Source organism: Staphylococcus intermedius NCTC 11048, from assembly GCF_002902385.1.
GTDB lineage: Bacteria > Bacillota > Bacilli > Staphylococcales > Staphylococcaceae > Staphylococcus > Staphylococcus intermedius.
The window spans coordinates 59,137-73,461 of record NZ_PPQH01000040.1 but is presented as its reverse complement, the minus strand read 5'-3'; the positions used below and the strand labels follow the sequence as shown (position 1 = coordinate 73,461).

General features: G+C 38.2%; 17 protein-coding genes and 1 pseudogene. 5 read left to right on the top strand and 13 right to left on the bottom strand.

All coding sequences use genetic code 11. From position 1 onward, the window contains the following. From CD138_RS09085 to CD138_RS09045, 10 genes and pseudogenes are all read right to left on the bottom strand, one after another. The coding region (locus CD138_RS09085; protein WP_258026500.1) for a minor capsid protein at window positions 1–1,272 on the bottom strand (1,272 nt) is incomplete at its 3' end. Continuing rightward, window positions 1,256–1,858 (bottom strand): phage portal protein, encoded by a 603-nt coding sequence (locus CD138_RS09080; RefSeq protein WP_081583078.1) that lies wholly within the window; start codon window positions 1,856–1,858, stop codon window positions 1,256–1,258. The genes CD138_RS09080 and CD138_RS09085, both read right to left, overlap by 17 nt. Beyond that, window positions 1,849–1,983 (bottom strand): hypothetical protein, encoded by a 135-nt coding sequence (locus tag CD138_RS14670; RefSeq protein WP_258026498.1) that lies wholly within the window; start codon window positions 1,981–1,983, stop codon window positions 1,849–1,851. Before CD138_RS14670 ends, CD138_RS09080 begins: the two co-directional genes overlap by 10 nt. Before the next feature lie 175 nt (window positions 1,984–2,158). After that, complete coding sequence (locus CD138_RS09075; RefSeq protein ID WP_019168969.1) at window positions 2,159–2,353, bottom strand: LSm family protein; 195 nt, start codon at window positions 2,351–2,353, stop codon at window positions 2,159–2,161. Continuing rightward, window positions 2,350–3,167, bottom strand: a pseudogene (locus CD138_RS14665) (polymorphic toxin type 50 domain-containing protein); the annotation flags it as partial. The gene CD138_RS09075 and the pseudogene CD138_RS14665, both read right to left, overlap by 4 nt. Before the next feature lie 203 nt (window positions 3,168–3,370). Further along, window positions 3,371–3,556: a hypothetical protein gene (locus tag CD138_RS09060; protein WP_096559672.1), complete on the bottom strand. Its 186-nt coding sequence runs from the start codon at window positions 3,554–3,556 to the stop codon at window positions 3,371–3,373. Between the two features lie 23 nt (window positions 3,557–3,579). Beyond that, the gene (locus CD138_RS09055) at window positions 3,580–3,816 is read right to left on the bottom strand and encodes a hypothetical protein (RefSeq protein WP_033193806.1); all 237 of its coding nucleotides are present in this window, start codon (window positions 3,814–3,816) and stop codon (window positions 3,580–3,582) included. 370 nt (window positions 3,817–4,186) lie between these two features. Next, the gene (locus CD138_RS14660; RefSeq protein WP_019168047.1) at window positions 4,187–4,309 is read right to left on the bottom strand and encodes a hypothetical protein; all 123 of its coding nucleotides are present in this window, start codon (window positions 4,307–4,309) and stop codon (window positions 4,187–4,189) included. A gap of 105 nt (window positions 4,310–4,414) precedes the next feature. Next, complete coding sequence (locus CD138_RS09050; protein WP_308446768.1) at window positions 4,415–4,702, bottom strand: hypothetical protein; 288 nt, start codon at window positions 4,700–4,702, stop codon at window positions 4,415–4,417. Between the two features lie 55 nt (window positions 4,703–4,757). After that, on the bottom strand, window positions 4,758–4,952 hold the full coding sequence (locus CD138_RS09045) for a hypothetical protein (protein WP_019168049.1): 195 nt from the start codon (window positions 4,950–4,952) through the stop codon (window positions 4,758–4,760). 449 nt (window positions 4,953–5,401) lie between these two features. On the opposite strand from CD138_RS09045, the gene CD138_RS09040 reads away from it, so the two are divergent. Then, window positions 5,402–6,355 (top strand): ornithine cyclodeaminase family protein, encoded by a 954-nt coding sequence (locus CD138_RS09040; protein ID WP_019168050.1) that lies wholly within the window; start codon window positions 5,402–5,404, stop codon window positions 6,353–6,355. Between the two features lie 52 nt (window positions 6,356–6,407). On the opposite strand, the gene CD138_RS09035 is transcribed toward CD138_RS09040, so the two are convergent. After that, window positions 6,408–7,154: a glycerophosphodiester phosphodiesterase gene (locus CD138_RS09035; protein WP_019168051.1), complete on the bottom strand. Its 747-nt coding sequence runs from the start codon at window positions 7,152–7,154 to the stop codon at window positions 6,408–6,410. A 74-nt stretch (window positions 7,155–7,228) separates the two neighbouring features. Between CD138_RS09035 and CD138_RS09030 the strand changes: the two genes are divergently transcribed. The 3 genes from CD138_RS09030 (at window position 7,229) to serA (ending at window position 10,586) form a co-directional block, all read left to right on the top strand. Beyond that, window positions 7,229–7,687 (top strand): SACOL1771 family peroxiredoxin, encoded by a 459-nt coding sequence (locus CD138_RS09030; RefSeq protein ID WP_019168052.1) that lies wholly within the window; start codon window positions 7,229–7,231, stop codon window positions 7,685–7,687. Window positions 7,688–7,843: 156 nt separating this feature from the next. Next, a complete protein-coding gene (locus CD138_RS09025) occupies window positions 7,844–9,004 on the top strand; it encodes a pyridoxal-phosphate-dependent aminotransferase family protein (protein ID WP_019168053.1) in 1,161 nt (386 codons plus the stop codon). Beyond that, entirely contained in the window at window positions 8,994–10,586 is a 1,593-nt protein-coding gene (serA, locus tag CD138_RS09020; protein WP_019168054.1) for a phosphoglycerate dehydrogenase, read from the top strand. The genes CD138_RS09025 and serA overlap by 11 nt, the downstream gene beginning before the upstream one ends. Window positions 10,587–10,985: 399 nt before the next feature. Here serA and CD138_RS09015 read toward each other — a convergent pair whose 3' ends face one another. After that, the gene (locus CD138_RS09015; RefSeq protein WP_019168055.1) at window positions 10,986–12,110 is read right to left on the bottom strand and encodes an HAD family hydrolase; all 1,125 of its coding nucleotides are present in this window, start codon (window positions 12,108–12,110) and stop codon (window positions 10,986–10,988) included. Between the two features lie 137 nt (window positions 12,111–12,247). After that, window positions 12,248–12,865, bottom strand: a complete 618-nt coding sequence (locus tag CD138_RS09010) for a lysophospholipid acyltransferase family protein (RefSeq protein ID WP_019168056.1) — start codon at window positions 12,863–12,865, stop codon at window positions 12,248–12,250. 154 nt (window positions 12,866–13,019) lie between these two features. On the opposite strand from CD138_RS09010, the gene CD138_RS09005 reads away from it, so the two are divergent. Beyond that, the gene (locus CD138_RS09005) at window positions 13,020–14,291 is read left to right on the top strand and encodes a S1C family serine protease (protein WP_019168057.1); all 1,272 of its coding nucleotides are present in this window, start codon (window positions 13,020–13,022) and stop codon (window positions 14,289–14,291) included. Window positions 14,292–14,325 lie beyond the last annotated feature (34 nt).

The window sequence follows — 14,325 nt, the reverse complement described above, 5'->3', positions numbered from 1 at the left end:
CGACTTTCCAGGGCTATTTAACAATCTGTCAGTTGCATTGAATCCTGGTTTGAAATCCACATCATATTGTGTCCCTTTAGCTTCAGCCGGCTCTTTATCATCTTTACCTTTAGAAACAAACGCATATTCATTACTGTCATTTTCAGTCATCGCTTTTCTTAACAGTCTTTTATGCTGTTCTTGGATATAGCGACTTTCCTCTTCTGTATGACCTGGAATACTCACAAATTCCACGTTACCTATATCTCTTTCAGTAATCCAATGCTTCTTAGGCTTATTCGCCTCTTCAACATTTTTCGTATCAATCGCCTGAGTATCCCTGTCTTTCAATTGATACTTCCCTTGTCTATCTTTGAAAAACTTCTCACGCCAGTTACCTACATAAGGTACTGTCGTACTTCGACAATGCGGGTGCATCGGTGGGGCATTGACACCAGGCATCATGTCTTTGACTTTAAACACTTTCTTATCATAATGACGACAGATTTTTGATGTCTTTTCATCACGTTTCGCCACGAACTCATATTCAGCGTCGTCACCCATTGTTTCTAAATAGTGCATTTTCTGCGCTTCTGTTTGGACACGTGCAGCTTCGGTAATCAATAACCTTTTCGTATTAGCGACTGTCTGTTGTTGCTTTTTACGTATCTCTGGCACAAACTCATACGGATGACGCCCACGTAACATCACATGACTTGCCATCCGCTCAACGTCTTTTCTCAGTTCATCTTGATTGTTCCAAAGTCGTTCAGACCAATTCAGCTTACCAAAGTTAGAATACACAATCGCTTCAACATCTGACTGCTTCACATGCACATCTGCACCTAATATCCCCGCTTGATGTTTCAGTGTACGTGTCACGCTATCTTGTAAGTGGTGATTAACCACTTTTTCTTGTTCGGTATAAGCTTTAGTCACAATCAAGCCGAGTTCTTGCTTTAATAACTTCTCACGATTCACATACATCGTCGTGTTATAACGCTTCAGTGCTTCATTCGCTTTGTCACTAAAGTCTTTATTTTCAACATAGGTTTTCGCTTGCATTTGAAACGCTTCAACATCGAACGCATCCGCAATCTTTTTCGCTTCTCGCCAATCAATCCCTTCAGCTGTCGCAAGCTTGCCATAATACGCTAATAAGTTTTTGTATATGTCTGCAATCATCATCGCAACAATACGCTCAATTTCAGCTATCTTTGCAGCATCTTCTAATGTTTCAGACTGGATGAACATTTTTGCGCGTTCTAGCCAATAATCATTCAAGTTCGACATCGTTCATGTCTTCTTTCATCGCATCTTGGTAGTCATTTGAGCTTGCGCTTTCTTGTTCCTCCTGTTTCACTTTTTCAAGTTCTTCTTTAGGATTTTCAATATTCGGAAGCCAAGACAATAACGTTTCTTGACTCACACGACCACCAAGCTTAATAAAGATGTCTGCATATTCTGAGAGAGATTGCGGGATGTTAGGCTTAAACTCAATACGCATATCCGTAAAATCGACATTGTCATTCAAGTGATTACGCACACTTTGAATAATCGCAAACCGACGTTTAAATCCTTTCGTCAACTGCCGTTCAATCGTCACACGTAACTGTTCAAGTCCGAATAACTTGTATTTCATTGCTTCCCCAGACTGCACACCACCGAAATGTTCATCAGATAAATCCGGCGTATTCGTAAACTTATGAATGTCTTTTTGGATACGCTTCTTGTAGGCTTCAACGCCAGCAACGTCATACTGCTTATAAATATAATCGACATTCGCATTACCGATACGACCGGACGCATCAGGTTTAGTTTTAGCTAAAATAATACGTGACTTACGCATCTTTTTAGCTTCTTCAACATCTAAGTCCAAATGGCCCTGTTTGTAGTTATCGCAGTTGATTCGGTATTTTCTACAGTATTATCTGCTTCCGCAAATGCTTCAGTACCTGCATCACTAAAAAACTGTAAGCTTAACTTTAACCATTCTTCTTTCATATTTCGCACCTCAATTAAATCTACTCTTGCAAGTTTTATGTCATTGCATGGTGTGGATTACTCTTGCATCTTTTAACGCCATAAGCACGGTTTGCGCAATAAAAAAGCCACTGCAGCACAGTCGCTTAAAAATGGGTATAAAAAGAGCACCTCAACCTTTTTATCGGTTAGGTGCTTAATCTAAAACTTCAATCGATTTAATTTGACTTTCATCGAAATCATATAATAGTTTACCACTATCTAAATGTATAGAATCTTCTCCGCTTTCATTATCCATTTCATCATCGAAACCAGCGGCTCTACCGGTAAATATTTTTCCGTTAGTTAACTCTATCTTTACTTTTTTTCCTACATAAGTCCATAGTTTCATCGCTTTTCACCCTTTCCATTCGGTATTATATGACTTCCAGTTTTTGAGTAGTGTACCGTTCCTCGTTTCGTTTCTATAAATTCACCGTCAATATAATCTTTGCCGATAACCTTACCAAAATCAATGATTTTTTGTTTTTCCAATTACCAAAGTCATCCGCGATCAAAGTACCTTCATCTGCTTTTTGTTCCATTAATGAATTTAATTCACTGTTGTCTAATAGCGTATAGCTTGGTATTGCCTTACCTTTTTGTAAATTCTTTTTCTTATAATCTTCATATAATTTATGAACTAACTGATGTCTATTCTGCTTTTCAACGTTTAATTCAACTTTTGTTTTACCACTATTAATGGCATCCATCATTTCTTTTTTAGCTAAAAGTTGTTTCGTATCCTCTGCGTCTAGTTTATACTTACCCTTCCGCTTCTTAAAGAAGTCATCGCGCCAGTCACCTATATGCGGAATCGTTGTGCTTCGACAATGCGGATGCATAGGAGGAGCGTTAATACCTGGAACCATGTTCTTGACTTTGTACACTTTTTTATCGTGGTGACGACACACCTTAGATGCCTTTTCATCACGTTTCGCCACAAACTCATATTCAGCATCGTTGCCTATCGTTTCTAAATAATGTATTTTCTGCGTTTCTGTTTGGACACGTGCAGCTTCGGTAATCAATAATCTTTTCGTATTAGCGACTGTCTGTTGTTGCTTTTTGCGTATCTCTGGCACGAACTCATACGGATGACGCACACGTAACATCGCATGACTTGGCATCCGCTCAACATCTTTTCTGAGCTCATCTTGATTGTTCTATGTTTTGAATAAATTCGTACTGTTTCACACCTCATTTAAATCTACTCTTGCAAGTTTTATGTCATTGCATGGTGTGGACTACACTTGCATCTTTTAAGGCCATAAGCACGGTTTGGGCAATAAAAAAAAGCTACTGCAGTACAGTCGCTTAAAAATAGGTATAAAAAGAGCACCGTAACCGTTTATAATTGGTTAGGTGCTCATTCAGGTTTAATTCCAAAGGCTAAATATGTGATTTCTTCGTCTGTTAATTCAAAAAAACCCTCTGGGGGCTCAATCGGTTCAAGAGGCATATCTTCGACATCGGGCGCCTTTGTTTTTTTACTCGCTTCATCTATCTCCGCCCTCATTCTATCAAGTTTTTCATAATCTAGTTCCTTCTTCATAAAAACTCCTCCTAGTAACTTTATTATATCACTTCATAATTAATCAATCCAATTTTTCTAAGTTTGCTTAGCATATTATTTTGTTCATCTTTCGAAATATTGTATTTACTTTTAAAATTTACACCTAATATATCTAATGAATATCTAAATGAACCAAAATCAATATCTTTATTAACACTATAAACTATTAGCCTACCATTATGGCCGACTATTATTCCTTTTGCATATTTTCTTAAATGTTGGGCTGTTAAATCGCCCATGCTTGGCAAAGTGCTTCTAGGATGATTGTGCACAGATATAATTTGATACGGTTTACTTTACACGGTGCAAACTCATACGGATGACACTCACCTAACATCAAATGACTTTACACCCATTCAACCTCTTTTCTGAGCTCATCTTGATTTTTCCATATCTTTCATAAATTCGTCCTATTTCGAACTTTATTTAAGTCTACTCTTGCAAGTTTTAGGTCATTGCATGGTGCGGACTACACTTGCATCTTTTAACACCATAAGCACGGTTTGGGCAATAAAAAAGCCACTGTAGCACAGTCGCTTAAAAATAGGTATAAAATGAGCACCCGGATGAATGATTTTCCGCTTCATCAGGTACTTATTTTTGTCTTTGTCACTTTTCTTTTTCTGTTCTTTCTTGCTCTTTTCTTTCCATTTCAAACGCTTTCCTTAATTCTTCAAAAACTTCAGCAGCTTCATGCGGAGTCATAGGTATGTCCAATCCTAATGGACCCATAATATCATCTCACTTTAAAATTGATTTTTCCATTGTATATAGTATTTTTAATAAGTTTTCAAAATCATATGACTTTGATTAATGATTTACTGTATCATCAGGTGCTTAATCTATAGCTTCAATCGATTTTATTTCACTTTCATAAAAACCAAACAATATTTCCATACCAACTTCTAAATATATAAAATCTTCTCCTCTATCACTATCGATTGCATCATCATAGTCATCGACTTTTCCTATGAGTTTTTCGCCAGTAGTCAATTCTATCCGTACATTTTTCCCTACATAAGCGCATAATTTCATTTCTTTTCTTTTCCTCCTTTCTAAGTACAATGTGAGTGCCAGTTTTTGAGTGGTGACCCGTCCCCCATTTCGTTCTTTTCCAATTCTCATTTATATATTCTTTACTCATAAATTTCCCCACAAGGAATTAAATGACTAAAAATGTTTACTCTATAATCATTATGGATTTAATTTTACTTTCATCAAATTCAATTAATTGACCTCTTATATCCAAACATATAGAAGCTTCCCCACTGTTATTCTCTATTTCATCGGCGTAGTCAAACACTTCCCCCATGAAATATTCACCGTCAATGACTTCAATCCGTACATATCTGCCCACATAATGCCATAGTTTCATTACTTATCCTCCTTTCTTTTCGATATAACCACATTTCAATTCATCATTCTCATTGTTTCATGACCTTATGTGTTTTTCGACATTTCACATTTCAATAATGTGTCCGCTGATTTGGCACGAAATCACACAGCGCAAAACTTAATTTATTTTATCATATACTTTTGTAAATCCATTTTCAATAAAATTTTACACATATTCAAATGCTTCCCTACTTTAACGACTAACGCTTTCAAAAATCTATGTTATTTGTATAAAATGAATCGCCGCTGTTCTATTGAGCATTTATACGAAATCAATAAGCAGTGATTCACATAAGTCATTGATCATCACATTCAGCTTCAAATAAAGGCACAAAAAATCCAACCTCCATATGAAACGTCCTCTTTTTACATCATCCGCCATTTCCACTATACTGATAATGAACTTAACAAAGGAGGCATGTACGATTTATGAAAGTTTTTAACGAAGAAAAGGTGAAAAATACGTATCAAATGTCTGATGCGATCAATGACATTGAACAATTATTTACAGATATGGATGGCATTAGTCTCGCTCAGCGAACAGTGATTCCTACGGGTGAAGGCGCAAAATCGATGCTCTATATGCCTTGTGTACATACAGGTCGACAACTGGGGATTGTCAAAATTACTTCGATTACGCCCGATAATCCACAAAATGGCCGTCCAACGACACAAGGTAACATCATTGTGACTGATCTTGAAACTGGTGAGCATGTCGTAAGTATGGATGGCAGTTATTTAACGCGTTTACGTACAGGTGCACTAAGTGGGATTGCGACAAAATATTTAAGTCGTGAGAACGCTACGACTTTAGGTATGATTGGTACAGGGGGAATGGCATATGAACAACTCCTTGCCAATATTGAAGTCCGTGACATTGAGCGAGTCATTCTCTTTAACCGTACAGTAGATAAAGCTGAAGATTTTAAAGCGCGTGTGTTGGCGGCATTTCCAAACTTATCTGTTGAAGTGGTGGATGATGTGAAAAAACTTGTCGAACAAGCTGATATTATCAACTGTCAAACACAATCTTCTGAACCCGTGTTTGATGCGGACACAGTTCAACCAGGGACACATATTAATGGTATCGGTTCGTACAGACCTGATATGAAAGAAATCGACAATCGTATTTTACCGAAAGCAGATAAAGTGTATTTTGATGATTTTGAAGGCGTCAAAGAAGAAGCTGGAGAAATCATTGAAGCAAATGAAAAAGGCATTTTTAAATTTGAAGACGTTGATGGTGATTTAAAAGCATTGTCACTAAATGGTCAACTTCAACGTACAGATGATGACAGTATTACCGTGTTCAAATGTGTCGGTGCAGCATACTTTGATCTTGCTGTCGCATTAGGTGCATATGAACGCTTAATCCAACAATAAAATTTCAAGGGCAACACTTCCCCCTTTTATGGGATGTGTCGCCCTATTTCTATTACAATTTAAACAATTGATTTGGTGCATCTGATATCAAGCCATCTACTCCGAGTTCAATGAGTCGTTTAGCATCTTTCACATCGTTCACAGTATACGGCATCACTTTAAGTCCGTGTTCATGCGCCCGCTTCAAAAATTTTTTATTGATCAATTTGAAGTTAGGATTCGCATAATCCGCATATGTTGCAATCTCCTCAAGTGGTGGTTGTTTAAAGCGGTACTGACGTAAACTGAGTAAAACACCTAATTGAATGTGCGGTGCCAATTGATGTAGTTTTTGGACACTTTGTTGATCAAATGACTGTAAAATAATCCGATGAAACGGAAAATGATGTTGTTTGATCGTCGCAATGATGGCTTCTTCTATACCTGGATATTGTTTCGGTTTTTTAATTTCGATGAGTAATGTTTTCGAATAATTTTTCGTTAACGTCAACACTTCATCGAATGTCATGATGGCTTCAGGTTGACAGCCCTCTTTCCAACTCCCAAAATCAAACGTGCGCAATTCATCTAATGTAAAATCGCGAATGGCGCCAGAATGATTGGACGTGCGATCGATTGTATCATCATGAATGGAGATGAGCACTTGATCTTTAGTCATATGTAAATCTATTTCTAACATGTCAATATGCTTCCCTAACGCAGCTTGATAGGCTGAACGCGTATTTTCAGGATACTGATTTGAAAGACCACGATGGGCAATCACTTGATAGTCTTTCGTTGGTTTCGTCAATTGGGTCATAAGAGTCTTCCTTTCAATTCTATCTCGTTTCTACTACACTTAACTTAACATATATGATGAAGGAGTGAAGTATTTTGATTGAACATCAATTTCCAGTACAAGTCACATGGCAAGGTGGTCGCAATGAAGTCGGCGAAGTTCAAGGTGATGTCATTCAACACCCCGTCTCCATTCCAGCTTCACTCGGTGGCATCGGGACAGGTACGAATCCCGATGAACTCCTCGTAAGTGCCGCAGCCAGTTGTATGACCATTTCTTTAGCTGCTACGTTAGAACGTGCACACCTTACCGCACGAAAAATTGAAATGAACAGTTTTGGTGAAGCACAATTTGATCAACAAAAATTTAAAATGAAGCGTATTGTTCACATACCCACGATTTATGTAGACGATATGACGCAACAAATACAATTAGAAAAACGTTTACCGAAACTCATTGCGACTGCGGATAACAATTGTATGATTTCTAATAGTATTAGAGGTAATGTGGCCATTGAAATTCACCCTACTGTCATTGTAGCCACTAAAAATTAATTTCAAACCATACTCAGTCATTTTTGAATGCTTGGTATGGTTTTTGTGCATTATTTTCTGTTTATGGTAGTATCATTTTAAAATTTTATCACTTCTATCTGTTAATAAGTCAGAAAATTTGGTAAAATGTAAAAATATTACTGGAGGAGGTTTTCTATGTATACCCATCATTCATTACTCTTAACACCTGGTCCTACCCCTATCCCCCAACGTATCCAAGCCGCAATGAATTTACCCATGGTGGGGCATCGTTCACCTGACTTTGAACACATTGCTGAAGAAGCATTTCGTTCATTAAAATCCATTTTTGGTAGTCAACATGATGTAATGATTTTAACGTCGAGTGGTACGAGTGCATTAGAAGCGAGCATGCTAAACATTGTAAATCCTGATGATCATATTGTCGTTATTGTATCGGGTGCATTCGGTAACCGTTTCAAACAAATTGCGGAAACCTATTATCAACACGTACATGTCCTTCAAGTTGAATGGGGCAAAGCACTCGATGTCAACGAAGTGATTAGCACGATTGAAGCGTTGGATGTCCCCATAACTGCGGTATTCACACAATATTGTGAAACGTCAACAGCTGTCTTGCATCCTGTAGCAGAACTCGGTCATGCGTTGAAGGCACTCGATGACCAAATTTATTTTGTTGTGGATGGCGTCAGTTGTATCGGTGCTGTCGATGTAAACCTTGAACGTGATGCGATTGATGTGCTCGTATCCGGCAGTCAAAAAGCGTTAATGCTCCCTCCTGGCATTGCATTTGTAGCATATAATGATCGCGCATTGGCACGTTTCAAAGCTGTAACGACACCGCGCTTTTATTTAGATTTAGCAAAACATCACGCTTCATTAGAGGCACATTCAACACCATATACACCTAACGTATCCACTTTTAGAGGCGTCGTTGAATATGGTCACATGGTGGAAGAAGAAGGATTCGAACATGTCATCCAACGTCACTATCTGATTAGAGATGCTGTACGTGCAGCTTTGCAACGATTAGATTTAGACTTACTCGTTGAAGATGCATACGCTTCCCCTACAGTCACAGCCTTTATACCGAAAGATGAAGCTGAATTAAAACATATTAAAAACACATTGAAGTCTCAATTTAATATTACGATTGCAGGTGGACAAGGTAAATTGAAAGGACACATTTTACGTGTGGGGCACATGGGCTTTATTTCGCCTTTTGACTTGTTACCATTTGTCGCAGCACTCGAAGTCATTCTCACCCAGTATCGTCAACAAAGTTATATCGGTACTGGCACAAAAGCATTTTTGGAGGTCGTTCATCATGAGTTATAAAGTTTTAGTCGCAGATCCCATTTCAGTGGAAGGTTTAAAAAGTCTCAATGACGATGCAGATTTTGAAGTCGTCCATCAAACAGGCTTATCTGAAGCAGAGTTAATCGAAGTCATTCCAGACTATGATGCATTAATCGTTCGCAGTCAAACAACAGTGACATCTAATATTTTAAAAGCAGGTCAAAAATTAAAAGTCGTTGCACGTGCGGGCGTTGGTGTAGATAATATTGATACGGAAACAGCAACTAAAGAAGGGATTATCGTCATCAATGCACCTGATGGGAATACCATCTCTGCTACAGAACATTCTGTCGCAATGATTTTAAGCATGGCGCGAAATATTCCACAAGCGCACGCCTCACTCAGTCACGGTGAATGGGATCGTAAAGCATTTCGAGGAACTGAATTGTATCAAAAAACACTCGGTGTCATTGGTACAGGACGTATCGGTACAGGTGTCGCGAAACGTTTGCAAAGTTTTGGCATGCGTGTTTTAGCATATGACCCTTATTTAAGTGAAGAAAAAGCGAAAGAGTTAGAATTCACGAGAGCGACCGTCGATGAAATCGCACAACAAGCGGATTTCGTGACAGTTCATACACCTCTGACTGAAAAAACGAAAGGTATCGTCAACGCAGACTTCTTTAATCAAGCGAAACCAAACATGCAAATCGTTAACGTTGCACGTGGTGGCATCATTGATGAAACTGCTTTAATCGAGGCATTAGACCAAAATAAAATCGCCGGTGCTGCATTGGATGTATTTGAAAATGAACCTGCGATCAATTCACCTGTTACGAAACATCCAAAAATTATTGTCACGCCTCACTTAGGTGCTTCGACGCTTGAGGCACAAGAAAAAGTGGCGGTGTCAGTTGCGCAAGAAATTATCGACATTATCAAACATGAAAATGTGGCCAATGCAGTCAATGCGCCAAGTGGTGTATTTAATGAAGATGAAGAACTTAAACCGTTCGTTGATTTGGCTAAAACGACGGGTAAAGTAGGAATTCAACTCCTGCCAAAAGCCCCACGTACGCTTAAAATTACATATGCGGGTGACATTGCGTTAGATGATACGAGTCTCATCACACGAACACTCGTTAAAGGTGTACTCGAACAAGATATGGGGGATCATGTGAATCTCATCAATGCACTTGTATTATTAAATGAACAAAACGTGACGTATACGATTGAAAAAACGAAAAAGAAAAAAGGATTCAGTAACTATATCGAGCTCGAACTCATCAATAAAGGCGATGTTGTGAAGATTGGTGCAACGGTATTAAACGGTTTTGGTCCACGTATTGTGCGGATTAATGATTATCCTGTTGACTTTAAACCTGAACGTTATCAGCTCGTCATTCATCATTTTGACCGTCCGGGTATTGTTGGTAAAACGGGACAAATTTTAGGTGAACACGGTGTCAACATTGCTTCAATGCATCTAGGTCGTTCTCAAGTTGGCGGTGACGCGATGATGATCTTATCTATCGATCACCCTATCAATGATACAGTGCGTGAAGCATTATTAGAAATTGACGGTTTCCAAAGTGTGTTACAAGTCACATTAGATAATTAAAGATAAGCAGAGGCTGGGAAATAAAAGTTTTTGATGGTATTGATGTAATATTTTGTTAAACTTGCCCTTTCGCTATGAATTGTGTTTTGATTGCCCTCATGGCTTCGCGTTCCTAGGGGCTGATCCTTCAACTAACTAACGCTTGATTAAACTGTTACACTTGTTGAGGCGTTAGTGGATTTTCCGGACCAGCTGATCCCTCAGGAGTCTTAGCCTTCGGGCAATCTTACATCAAATACAGTCATTTAGGGCAAGTTTATGAAATGAGGACAACCCATAGCATCCAATTTTTATTTCCAATTCTTCCTCATTTTCGTTGATATTGTCATTTACTGAAGATATAGTTCCACGAATAAAGGCTGGGAAATCAATCTGTGTTCCCCAGCCTCTTTGTTATCTTTATAATAAAATTTCTCGTATATCTAATACATTATCGACAAGTATTTCTGCACCGTGATCCCGCAATTCTTTTTCAGCTGCTTTCCCTTTCAAACCTGTCAAAGTTCCGATAAATTGCGCATTAACAGTTTGGGCACTGAATAAATCTGCAAGTGAGTCACCCACGATTGTCACCGTTTCATTTTCCATTCGGTTTTCTTGATTTGTAGCGTATGCATAATAATCTTGCTTTTCATTACCATTAAATGCAGCAATATAACTAAATGGGTTCGGCTTCCCTAATGGCTTTAACTCTGGATAACGCGATTCAACCTCTAATACTTCACTCGCCGAAACGATATATGCATCATCAAAATGCGATAATAAATCAAGTGTCTCAAATGGAACAATCGTCTCTGTTCGTGGTCGTCCTGTCGCAATTGCGAGTCGGTACCCCGCCGCCTTTAAATCATCTAACAACTGCTTGATCTCATTGATTGGTGCCAATGCAATTTCATGATAGATGTATCCACGCTTATAATCCGTCTTTGCTTTTTTCTTTTCGACCTCTTCATAGAGTGCTGTCCCTAAATACCATTCTTGATAAATCTCTTGTGACAGCTGCCATAACGGACTGCTAATATCAAAAAGTTTTGCCTCTTCCACTTCGAGTTCCGTCATCGCATAACTTTGTAGTGACTGATAAATTTGTGAACGTCCCTCAGGCGCATTTTCGATAAATTGAAGTGGTTGCTCATGTTTGATATTCATTTTCGAAACCTGTTGCCCCACTTTACGTAAAGTCTCCTCATTAAACTGTGAAACATTTAAGTAATTTAATCGTTCATCAAGACTTAACTGCTTTAAACATTCAATAAAATGTACTGAAAAGACAACAAATAGCATATCCCAGTTTGAGTTAATCCCCATTGATTTTAAACGATTTAAAATCACATCGTTTTTAAATAACGTCGCACGAATGTCCGTAATTTGTGCATCCGTCAACTGTGCTAAATCTATATGCGACTTTAACCCCAAATAGTCTGAACTATATAGCAGCTCATAAACTGTTAAAACCGAAACATCAAAACAACGCGATTCATCTAAAAACACGCCGTCTACATCAAAAAGTATCGCTTTCGTCATACCTAGACCCTCCATTGCAGAAAATTCAGATAAAAACATTATAACATGGATTACTTGTGATGCCTAAATACGATTTTACATTGCATTGTAAATAAAAAAGCAATACAAGTCATCACAACTCATATCGCCTTTTCATCTTATTTACTTCTAACGTAAGCATTTAATTCATCTTGCAATTGTTTTGTACGTAAACTCAATTGTTGCGTTACATAATCCACTTTCTCTTGACGATTCAAATCTTTTGGAAGATCTGTCGTATCAATCGGTTCACCAAACTTGATGTAAGCTTTGCCTGTGAATAAACCGATCAATTTTGTTGGACCGACATAAGCAGCTGGTAAAATCGGTTGTTTCGCCAAAATCGCAATCGTTGCAGCTCCACGTTTTAACGGTGTTTCTTCTGTCGTACGATGCCCTTGTGGAAAAATACCTACTATTTTATTGTCTTTTAATAATTTTACTGGTGTTTTCAATGTACTTGGTCCTGGGTTTTCACGATTCACTGGAAATGCATTTAATCGTGTTAATAATCCGCCAAACCACTTATTTTTGAATAGTTCCTGCTTTGCCATATAGTGAATTTGATTTGGCAATAATGAGACACCTAACAATAAGATTTCGTTATAACTTTCATGATTACACGTGACGACATAACGATTCGACTGGGGTTGATGCTCACGTCCAATCACTTCTAAATTTTTCAATCCTTTCGCTACGATAAGCTCAATGATTTTTCCGATAATATGATATAACATGTTCACACCTGCTTCTACTTTAGATTAATCCTTTAAATTCTATCATCTCCATACCTTTTCAACAAGCATTCTCTAAAATCGGTCTAAAGTTGGATAGTATCCTACTGGTAAATCATTAAAAATTTTATCATAATATGTATAAAGGAGGAATTTTATGCGAGAAAACGATAATGAACAACAAGCAAAAGAACAACAAGAAATGCATCAAAACAAACACATAGATGATGGTCAACGTGCTTCATCTTATCGTACGTCCCCCCCTCCAAAGCAACCTCAATTCCCATGGCTTAAAGTGATTATTGTTTCACTACTTGCTGGCATTTTAGGTGCACTCATTGTAGTCGGGGCTACGGGAGGATTATCAAACGTTTTACCTTGGGGCAATCAAAATGGTTCGGATGTCAAAGTAGCAAATGATCAAAAAGGCGGTAACTCGCTTGATGGCAAAAGTCATAAATACAAGTCAGTGAACGAAATGATTCAGGATCAAGCACCGGCCATTGTAGGTGTCATCAATGAACAACGTGCCCAAAACTTAGGTGATTTATTACAAGGTAAATCTGCAAAAGCTGAGCCAACAGGTATCGGTTCAGGTGTAGTCTATCAAAAAAATAACGGGGATGCATTTATCGTCACAAACAATCACGTGATCGAAGGTGCTTCTTCAATTAAAGTACATTTACACAATTCAAAACAAGTCGATGCCAAACTTGTCGGCACTGACCCATTAACAGATATTGCTGTGCTTAAAATTAAAGATAGAGATGATATTAAAGCTATCACATTTGGCGATTCATCAAAAGTGAAAACGGGAGACAGTGTGTTTGCGATGGGGAATCCACTAGGTCTTGAGTTTGCGAACACCGTAACTTCAGGTATTATATCAGCAAGTGAACGTACGATTGAAGCTGATACGTCTGCAGGTGCAAACAAAGTCACAGTACTCCAAACAGATGCGGCCATTAACCCTGGTAACTCAGGTGGTGCATTAGTGGATATCGATGGTAATCTTGTTGGCATTAACTCAATGAAAATTGCGGCACCACAAGTAGAAGGCATTGGTTTTGCGATTCCAAGTAATGAAGTAAAATTAGTCATCGTTGAACTCGTAAAACATGGTGAAGTGAAACGCCCTTCTATTGGTATCGGTATGATTAACGTTGCAGATATTCCAGAACAATATAAAACAAATAGCGGTGTAGATTCAGGCGTTTATGTGGCTCAAGTTCAACGACGTGGCATAGATATTGAAAAAGGTGATATCATCGTTGCGATTGATGGACATCAAGTCGATAATGACTCGGATTTAAGATCTTACCTATATAAAGATAAAAAGCCAGGCGACCAAATCAAACTCAAAATTAATCGCAATGGCAAAACTAAAGAAGTTGACGTGACGTTAACCGAATCCAACACATCGCCATAAATTGAAAGCAAAAGAGATTAGGCATGAACGGCCT

Excerpts from the sequence above, each read along its gene's own strand:
- CD138_RS14670 (WP_258026498.1), bottom strand. The coding sequence starts at position 1,983 with ATGAAAGAAGAATGGTTAAAGTTAAGCTTACAGTTTTTTAGTGATGCA.
- CD138_RS09060 (WP_096559672.1), bottom strand. The coding sequence starts at position 3,556 with ATGAAGAAGGAACTAGATTATGAAAAACTTGATAGAATGAGGGCGGAG.
- CD138_RS09035 (WP_019168051.1), bottom strand. The coding sequence starts at position 7,154 with ATGACCCAATTGACGAAACCAACGAAAGACTATCAAGTGATTGCCCAT.
- CD138_RS09040 (WP_019168050.1), top strand. The coding sequence starts at position 5,402 with ATGAAAGTTTTTAACGAAGAAAAGGTGAAAAATACGTATCAAATGTCT.
- CD138_RS14660 (WP_019168047.1), bottom strand. The coding sequence starts at position 4,309 with ATGGGTCCATTAGGATTGGACATACCTATGACTCCGCATGAAGCTGCT.
- CD138_RS09025 (WP_019168053.1), top strand. The coding sequence starts at position 7,844 with ATGTATACCCATCATTCATTACTCTTAACACCTGGTCCTACCCCTATC.
- CD138_RS09055 (WP_033193806.1), bottom strand. The coding sequence starts at position 3,816 with ATGGGCGATTTAACAGCCCAACATTTAAGAAAATATGCAAAAGGAATA.
- CD138_RS09050 (WP_308446768.1), bottom strand. The coding sequence starts at position 4,702 with ATGAGAATTGGAAAAGAACGAAATGGGGGACGGGTCACCACTCAAAAA.
- CD138_RS09005 (WP_019168057.1), top strand. The coding sequence starts at position 13,020 with ATGCGAGAAAACGATAATGAACAACAAGCAAAAGAACAACAAGAAATG.
- CD138_RS09010 (WP_019168056.1), bottom strand. The coding sequence starts at position 12,865 with ATGTTATATCATATTATCGGAAAAATCATTGAGCTTATCGTAGCGAAA.
- serA (WP_019168054.1), top strand. The coding sequence starts at position 8,994 with ATGAGTTATAAAGTTTTAGTCGCAGATCCCATTTCAGTGGAAGGTTTA.
- CD138_RS09075 (WP_019168969.1), bottom strand. The coding sequence starts at position 2,353 with ATGAAACTATGGACTTATGTAGGAAAAAAAGTAAAGATAGAGTTAACT.
- CD138_RS09045 (WP_019168049.1), bottom strand. The coding sequence starts at position 4,952 with ATGAAACTATGGCATTATGTGGGCAGATATGTACGGATTGAAGTCATT.
- CD138_RS09015 (WP_019168055.1), bottom strand. The coding sequence starts at position 12,110 with ATGACGAAAGCGATACTTTTTGATGTAGACGGCGTGTTTTTAGATGAA.